Source organism: Kitasatospora putterlickiae (genome assembly GCF_039527695.1).
GTDB classification, from domain to species: Bacteria; Actinomycetota; Actinomycetes; order Streptomycetales; family Streptomycetaceae; genus Kitasatospora; species Kitasatospora putterlickiae.
The window spans coordinates 1-7,240 of the sequence record NZ_BAAAKJ010000187.1; the positions used below are offsets into that span (position 1 = coordinate 1).

Annotated in this window: 6 protein-coding genes; 4 read left to right on the top strand and 2 right to left on the bottom strand. The window is 76.0% G+C overall.

The genetic code is table 11. From position 1 onward, the window contains the following. Nucleotides 1–646 precede the first annotated feature (646 nt). Entirely contained in the window at nt 647–1,087 is a 441-nt protein-coding gene (locus ABD308_RS18815; protein WP_344335966.1) for an NUDIX hydrolase, read from the top strand. Between the two features lie 67 nt (nt 1,088–1,154). Here the strand turns inward: ABD308_RS18815 and ABD308_RS18820 are convergent, their stop codons facing one another. Continuing rightward, complete coding sequence (locus tag ABD308_RS18820) at nt 1,155–1,730, bottom strand: GNAT family N-acetyltransferase (protein ID WP_344335969.1); 576 nt, start codon at nt 1,728–1,730, stop codon at nt 1,155–1,157. A gap of 298 nt (nt 1,731–2,028) precedes the next feature. Here ABD308_RS18820 and aroA point away from each other — a divergent pair, with 298 nt between their 5' ends. Both aroA and ABD308_RS18830 read left to right on the top strand, forming a co-directional pair. Beyond that, on the top strand, nt 2,029–3,273 hold the full coding sequence (gene aroA, locus ABD308_RS18825; RefSeq protein WP_344335972.1) for a 3-phosphoshikimate 1-carboxyvinyltransferase: 1,245 nt from the start codon (nt 2,029–2,031) through the stop codon (nt 3,271–3,273). A 343-nt stretch (nt 3,274–3,616) separates the two neighbouring features. After that, nucleotides 3,617–4,558 (top strand): lysozyme, encoded by a 942-nt coding sequence (locus ABD308_RS18830; protein WP_344335974.1) that lies wholly within the window; start codon nt 3,617–3,619, stop codon nt 4,556–4,558. 97 nt (nt 4,559–4,655) lie between these two features. On the opposite strand, the gene ABD308_RS18835 is transcribed toward ABD308_RS18830, so the two are convergent. After that, the gene (locus ABD308_RS18835; protein ID WP_344335977.1) at nt 4,656–5,618 is read right to left on the bottom strand and encodes a GNAT family N-acetyltransferase; all 963 of its coding nucleotides are present in this window, start codon (nt 5,616–5,618) and stop codon (nt 4,656–4,658) included. A gap of 242 nt (nt 5,619–5,860) precedes the next feature. Between ABD308_RS18835 and ABD308_RS18840 the strand changes: the two genes are divergently transcribed. Further along, on the top strand, nt 5,861–7,195 hold the full coding sequence (locus ABD308_RS18840; protein ID WP_344335978.1) for a BTAD domain-containing putative transcriptional regulator: 1,335 nt from the start codon (nt 5,861–5,863) through the stop codon (nt 7,193–7,195). Nucleotides 7,196–7,240: the final 45 nt, after the last annotated feature.

Below are 7,240 nucleotides of genomic sequence, written 5' to 3' on the forward strand. Positions count from 1 at the left end.
GCCGCCGCGCCCTCCCCCGGAGTGAGCGCCCCTGCGGCGAGCGCGGTGCCGGGAGTGGACGCGGACACGATCTGCGACCAGGCCGAGCGGCTCGGCCGGTGGGCGGCCGGCTCCGAGCAGGCCCGCCTCTGCCGCAGCATCTACGGCTGAGCGGCCACCGCGTCCAGCGGCGACCGGCCGTCGACCCGCGTCGGGCGGGGCCCGGACGGCGCCCGGACGGCGCCCGGTTCGCGCAGGTCAGCGAGAGGGCCGCGCACACGGCCCACGTCGCCGGAGCCGAGCGGGAACCCGCCAGGGACGAACCGGCCCGGGACGAACCGGCCCGGGACGAACCGGCGCGAGACCGTCGGCGAAGACCATGCGCAGCGGCCCGCCGACGCACGTCGGCCGCAGGTCCAGGGTGAGGATGAAGGTGAGGGTGAGGATGAGGCTCTGGTGGCACCCCGGGGCCGGTAGCGGCCGGGTACGGGGTGGCGGCGCCGGAGCGTCCAGAGGTAGGAGCGTCCGTAGGCGACCGGTCGGCGCGGCCTGTTCGGGCGGCGGGGCACGCGCCGAACCTACGTGGCGCGCTCTTGCCGGGTCACGCCGCCCCCGCGCGCCCCTGCGCGGTCCCGAACGTCGTTCGACTCCTGGAACAATCACGATCATGTTCGAACACGAATCGCCACAGACCGCCCCCGCACCGCTCACCGTCGTGGCCGCCGCCGTGGTGGAGGACGGCCGGCTCCTGGTCGTCAGCAAGAAGGCGGCACCGGACGTCCTCTACCTCCCCGGCGGCAAGCCCGACGCCGGGGAGGAGCCGCTCACGGCGCTGACCCGCGAGCTGGACGAGGAGCTCGGCGCGGGCCCCGTCGCACCGCGCCACCTGGCCGACATCGAGGCGGTCGCGGCGTTGGAGGGCGTGCCGATGCGGATGACCGTGTTCGAGGCCGGGCTGGACCGGGCGCCCGCGCCCGCCGCCGAACTCGCCGACCTCCGCTGGACGGACGGCCGCGACCCCGGCCTCCGGCTGGCCCCCGCCGTCCGCGACCACCTGCTCCCACTGCTGCGCGAGCGCGGTCTGCTGCCGCGACCGGCCCAGGGCTGACCCGTCGGACCAGGGCAGGAGGCCGCCGGTGCGGTTCCGCCGCGCCACCCTCGACGCCCCGGCACCCCTACCGGGCGACGAGCGCCTTGGTCAGCTTCTCGAACCGCAGGTCGGGCCGGAGCGGGATGCCGAAGCGCTCGTCGCCGTAGGGGAACGGCGAGTAGTCGCCGGTCCGCTGGAAACCGCGGCGCTCGTACCAGGCGACCAGCTCGGCGCGCTGCTCGATCACGGTCATCTCCATCTCCACCGCGCCCCACTGCTCGGCCGCGTACCGCTCGGCCTCCGCGAGCACGGCCCGCCCGAGGCCACCGCCCTGACGGCCGGGGCGCACCGAGAACATGCCGAAGTAGGCGTGCTCGCCTCGGCGTTCGAGCTGGCAGCAGGCGAGCAGCTCGCCGTCCAGCTCCGCGAGCAGCACCACGCCGTCGGGGTGGGTGACGGCCGCGGTGACGCCCTCGGTGTCGGTGCGCTGGCCCGCCAGCAGGTCGGCCTCGGTGGTCCAGCCGGCCCGGCTGGTGTCGCCCCGGTAGGCGGACTCGACCAGGGCGAGCAGCGCGGGGACGTCGGCGGTGGTCGCGGTGCGGAAGCCGAGCCGGTCGGTGGCGACGGCCTCGGCGGCCGGTCGGGTGCTGCTCTCGGGCACGGAGGCCTCTTCTCGGGCGGGCCCGGACGGTGGCCCGGGCGGGGCGGCGGCCGCTCAAGGCCGGTCCCTGGCATCGTGCCACAGCCGCCACGGGCCTCCGATCCGCCCGGAACCCGGACGCGAGCGCGCTCCGCCGGCGGCCCGGACGCACCGGCTCGAACGGTCGTCCAAAGGCCGGACGGCTCGCCGGGCGCCGCGCCGCCTCCGGCAGGATGGCCGCGACGGCCGGCCCGTCCCGCTCGTCCCAGCCGTCCTGCTCATCCCATCCGTCCCGCTCACCCCGGAGGCCCCAGCCCCCATGACGACCGTCGAGATCCCCGGTTCCAAGTCGGTGACCGCGCGGGCGCTGTTCCTCGCCGCCGCCGCCGACGGCACCACCACCCTGCTCCGGCCGCTGCGCTCCGACGACACCGAGGGCTTCGCCGAGGGCCTGCTGGCGCTCGGCTACGCGCTCACCCGCGAGCCGGACCGGTGGACGGTCGAAGGCCGCCCGCAAGGCCCGGCCCATGACGCCGACGTGTACTGCCGCGACGGCGCGACCACCGGCCGCTTCCTGCCCGTGCTCGCCGCGGCGGGCCACGGCTCGTTCCGCTTCGACGCCTCCGCCCAGCTGCGCCGGCGCCCGCTCGGCCCGCTCACCGAGGCGCTGCGCACCCTCGGCGTCGACCTGCGGCACGAGGAGGCCGAGGGCCACCACCCGCTGCGGATCACCGCCGACGGGGTCCGCGGCGGCGAGCTGAGCCTGGACGCGAGCCTGTCCTCGCAGTATCTGACCGCACTGCTGCTGCTCGGCCCGCTCACCGAACAGGGCCTGCGGATCACCGTGACCGACCTGGTCTCGGCGCCGTACGTGGAGATCACCGTCGCCATGATGCGGGCCTTCGGCGCCACCGTGACGCGCACCGGCCGGGTCTTCGAGGTCGCGCCCGGCGGGTACCGGGCCACCGCCTACCCGATCGAGCCGGACGCCTCGACGGCGAGCTACTTCTTCGCGGCCGCCGCGCTCACCGGCCGGGAGTTGACCGTGCCGGGGCTGGGCCGGGACGCGCTCCAGGGGGATCTGCGGTTCGCCGAGGTGCTGGCCAGGATGGGCGCGCGGGTGGAGATCGGCGCGGACCGGGTCACCGTCGGGGGACGCGAGGGCGGCCGGCTGTCGGGACTGACCGTCGACATGCGCGACATCTCCGACACCATGCCGACGCTCGCCGCCATCGCGCCGTTCGCGGACGGGCCGGTGCGGATCGAGAACGTCGCCAACACCCGGATCAAGGAGTGCGACCGGCTGGAGGCCTGCGCCGGGAACCTCCGCCGGCTCGGCGTCGAGGTCGCCACCGGCCACGACTGGATCGAGATCCGGCCCGGCACCCCGCGCGGCACCGAACTCGCCTCGCACGGCGACCACCGGATGGTGATGTCGTTCTCGGTCACCGCGCTGCGTTCGCCCGGCATCACCTTCGACGACCCCGGTTGCGTGCGGAAGACCTTCCCCGCCTTCCACGAGGCGTTCGGGCGGCTGCGCGAAGAGTGGGCGACCACCGGCTGACCGCGGCGCAAAGACCCGGCGGTGCCGGGGGCGCCGGACGGGGCGCCCGGCACCGCTCCACGCCCCCGGCCCGCGGCCGCGCACCAGGACCCGCCGAGGCCGCGTCCCCGCAGGTCGGCGGTGTTGCGGGCGGGCCGGACGAACCCCGGGACGGGCGGCGTTCCGTGCGTGTGGAGGCACGGAATGGTGGGGACCAACGCCATGTGACGCCCGTTCAGGATGGTGCCACCGATACCTGGCGGGCTGGCACGTACATGGCTACCCTGCTCCAGCCGGTTGCCGTCACCGGCGCACCGGCTGTCCGCGCATCCAACGGGTCGTCACCACGGACCAGAGGAGTGTCATGCCCAGCACTTCCCGCTCCGCCAGCCCCACCGCCCGCACCGGAAGGCGGGGGAACCGCCGGCTCCCCGCCTTCGCCGCCCTCGCCGTCGCGGTCGCCCTCGCCGTCGGCACCGCCGCCCCGGCGTACGCGGCCGAGCCTGCGCCCGCGCCCGGCACCGCGTCCCCCTCCGACGCGGTCGCCTCCGACAACTCCGCAGCCCGGCACGGCGGTCAGCTGCCGCCGCTCCACCCCGAGCTGGACTTCGCCGGCTCCACCGTCGCCGCCCACGAGGGCCGGGAGCCCGGCCCCGCCCCAGCCGCCGCCCTCGCCGCCACCCAGACTCCCGGCCTCGACGTCTCCAGCCACCAGGGCAACGTCGCCTGGTCCACGGTGCGCGCCAACGGTGCGCGCTTCGCCTACGTCAAGGCCACCGAGGGCACCACGTACACCAACCCCTACTTCGCCCAGCAGTACAACGGCTCCTACAACGCCGGCCTGATCCGCGGCGCGTACCACTTCGCCCTGCCGGACCGCTCCTCCGGCACCGCGCAGGCCAACTGGTTCGTCGACCACGGCGGCGGCTGGTCGCGGGACGGCAAGACCCTCCCGCCCGCGCTCGACATCGAGTACAACCCGTACGGCGCCACCTGCTACGGCCTCAGCCAGAGCGCCATGGTGAGCTGGATCCGCGCCTTCAGCAACACCGTGCTCGCCCGCACCGGCCGCTACCCCACGATTTACACCACAACCAACTGGTGGACCGCCTGCACCGGCGACAACGCCTCGTTCGGTGCCACCAACCCGCTCTGGATCGCCCGTTACGCCTCCACCGTCGGGACCCTGCCGGCGGGCTGGAGCTACCAGACCATCTGGCAGTACGCCGACTCCGGCGTCTTCCCCGGCGACCAGAACCTCTTCAACGGCGCGTTCGACCGCGTCCAGGCCCTCGCCAACGGCTGATCCCGCCGGGGAGAACGGTCCGGGCGGGTGCGGAAACGTTTCCGCACCCGCCTGGCCCCTCCCGCACCCACCCGAACCCGCCCGGGCCCGGCGGCGCTCAGGCCCCGGGCACCGGGAGGACCAGCTCCCAGGTGTCCACCGCGAAGTCCACCGTCATCCCGTGGCCCTCGTAGAGGGCGAGCGCGCCGGTGGTGTTGCCGGTGTCCACGCCGAGGGCGACGTACTCCCGCCCCAGGGCGGCGTAGTGACCGAAGAAGTGGCGCAGCAGGTAGCCGCCGACGCCGCACCCCCGGGCGGCGGGCAGCACTCCCAGGCGGTCCGCCCACCCCCGGCCGGCGCGGTCGTCGCGGGTGCGCAGCACGGCCACGTCACCGACGCCCGCCACGGTGGCGATCCAGGTCAGCGACCAGTCGAGGTTCGCGCCGTCGATGTCCTGCCACCACTGTTCGAAGGTGCGCGGCCGGGCGTCGAAGTGCCCGGCGAAGGCCTCCTGTTGCAGCCGGTGGGCGATGCGGCGGTCCTCCTCGCGCCGGCAGTCCCGCAGGGTGACGCCCGGCGGCGGCGCGGGGACCGGGTCCGTGCGCGGGTCGACCCGGCGCGCCATCACCCGGTAGTGGCGCGCGCAGGCCCAGCCGCGCCGGCGGATCGCCCTGGTGTCGAGCGTGGGCCGGGTGTTCAGCAGCAGGTGGAGGACTGCCCGGGAGGCGCCGTTGGCCGCCGCCAGCTCCACCGCCCGGCCCTCCATCAGCGCGAACAGGTGCAGTGCCCCGGCCTGGTGGGCGGGGAGCACGTACTGGTCGAGGTCGATCCGCCCGCCGCCCGAGCGGTCCCGGACCAGGCCGTAGCCGACCAGTTCGTCACCGTCGGCGAGCAGCCAGGAGTCCCGGCGCAGGTCGGTGCCCGGGTGTTCCAGATCCGCGCGGACCTCCCGCAGATCGGTCTCCGCCCGGCCGATCTCCAGCAGGTCCACGCGGTTGAGCAGGTCGCGGACGGCCGGGGCGTCGTCCGGCGTGGCGGGCCGGACGGTGAGGCCGGACGGAGGGAGGGAGGTCGTGGTCATCCTGGTGGTTCTCCTGGTCGGGGCCCGGGTGCGGTCGGCGGCTGCCGGGTGGGCCGTCCGGGCAGCCTGCCGGACCCGCCGTGCAAAATCCGTGCAACCCGCGCGTACGCTGCACCGGACCGTCCGGCGCGCGGCCGGCGAGGCGACGCGGCCGGTGAGACGGCGCCATAGGTGAGACGGCGCGGTCGGTGAGACGGCGCGGCGCAAGGGGACGGCACGGTGCAAGGGACGGAGGACGGCGGATGGCCGGTCAGGGTTGGCGGTTCGGCGTGCTCGGACCGCTCGCGGTGCACCGTGACGGGCGGGCGCTGCCGCTGGGCGGCGCGCGGCAGCGGACGGTGCTCGCCACGCTGCTGCTGGCGCACGGGCGGTCGGTCCCGCTGGCGGGCCTCGTCGAGAGCGTGTGGAACGGCCGGGAGCCCGCCAGCGCGGTCAACACGGTGCAGAGTTACGTCTCCCGGCTGCGCGCCGTCCTCGCCGACGCCTCGGGGGGCTCCGACCCGGCCGCGCCCCGCCTGCTCGGCACCTCCGTCGGCTACCGCCTCGACATCGGCCGGGCCGAGGAGGCCTCCGGGGGAAGGACCGAGGGAGCGGACGAGGAGGTCGTCGACGTCCGCCGCTTCGAGCGGCTGACGGCCGACGGGCGGGCGCGGCTGGCCGACGGCGACGCAAACGGCGCGCACGCGCGGCTCGTCGAGGCCCTCGCCCTGTGGCGCGGACCGGCGCTCGCGGACCTGCGCGAGGTGCCGCGGCTCCAGGCGGAGGCCGTTCGCCTGGACGACCTCCGGCTGGCCGCCGTGGAAGCGGCGGCGGAGGCCGAACTCGTCTGCGGGCGCCCGGCGGCGGCCGTCGACCGCCTGTGGCGCGTGGCGGCCGGGCATCCGCTGCGCGAAGGCCCGCAGGCCCTGCTGATGCGGGCGCTGTTCCGCACCGGGCGGCAGGCGGAGGCGCTGGCGCTGTACGGCCGGACCAGGCGGCGGCTGGTCGACGAGCTCGGCGTCGAGCCGGGCGCGGACCTCGTCGCCGTTCACCGGGCGATCCTCCGCCAGGAGCGACCGCCGGAGCGGGCCGCCGTCGTCGCGCCGGAGGTCCGGGCGCTCCCCCGGCCGTTCGTGCCGCACCGCTTCGAGGTCCCCGACCGGCTGGAGGGCCCGGGCTTCCTGCTGCGCCCGATCACCATCCGCGACCTCGCGCAGGACCACGCGCTGGTGACCGCCTCCCGGGACCGGCTCTGGGAGCAGTTCGGCCAGGCCTGGAACTGGCCGCCGCCGGACCTCACCGAGGAACAGGATCTCATCCAACTAGCCTGGCACCAGCAGGAGTTCATCCGAAGGACATCCTTCGCCCTGGCGGTGGCGTCTCCGGGTGACGACCGCCTGCTCGGCTGTGTGTACCTCGACCCGCCGGGCGACCCCCGGCACGAGGCCGACCTGTTCCTCTGGACCGGCGACGACCCCGGGTCCGCGCTCGACCGCGCGCTCTCCACCGCCCTCGACCACTGGCTCGCCACCCGCTGGCCCTGGCGCCACGTCGCCCGGCCCGGCCGCACCGACCCCTGGCCGTCCGCCCCCGCGTGAGGGACGGCGCGGCCGGACCGGCGCGGGTCACACGGACGGGGCGGC